Source organism: Olsenella sp. AGMB03486 (assembly GCF_040884255.1).
Lineage (GTDB): Bacteria > Actinomycetota > Coriobacteriia > Coriobacteriales > Atopobiaceae > Olsenella_L > Olsenella_L kribbiana.
This window is the reverse complement of record NZ_JBEVTM010000067.1, coordinates 1-565: the sequence shown is the minus strand read 5'-3', so window position 1 is coordinate 565 and position 565 is coordinate 1. Positions and strand designations below refer to the sequence as shown.

Genomic DNA, 565 nt, shown 5'->3' with positions numbered 1-565 from the left:
CTTCTATATAGGCGCGAGGGCCGGAGGCACGAGGGGAAGGGGCACGGAGCAGCAGCCGATGCTTGCCGCCGTCGACAGGGCCCCTGCCGGGAGGGGATCGTGCGCCATCCGGTGCGCGCAGGACTGCTCGGGAGACTCATGGCGCCAGTTCGGGCACGACCACCTCTGCCATGCATCGAGGATAAGGGCGGATGCCTGGAGCGGCATAGCTGCCGGGCTCTCCTCGTTCCGCGGCCTCGAGCAGAAGGAATACGACAGCTCGGACGGCGATGCCTCGCTTCCCATGGTCCACAGGGTCATCTCCAACTTCAAGGCATACGTGGAGGGAGCCTTCCACGGCCTCTCCAAGAAGCACCTGCAGTCATATGCGGACTCCTACAGCTGGAGATACAGCCACAGGAGCTCCTCCGATGCCTGCATGGAGCTCCTCCACGAGATGTGCCTCATGCATGTCCCGCTCTCCGGCATCGCAGCCACGGCCACGGTCCAGCCGAAGCTTCCTGCGAGCTTGCCTAAGCCGTTTGCAGTTCAGGGAGCCTAACTATGCCGGAGGTACTCAGCCATT

At 63.7% G+C, this 565-nt stretch carries 1 protein-coding gene; it reads left to right on the top strand.

Going from position 1 to position 565, the window contains the following annotated elements; genetic code table 11:
* Positions 1-541, top strand: a 541-nt coding sequence (locus tag ABVS03_RS11590) for a transposase (RefSeq protein ID WP_368019222.1), incomplete at its 5' end; no start/stop codon positions are given.
* Positions 542-565 lie beyond the last annotated feature (24 nt).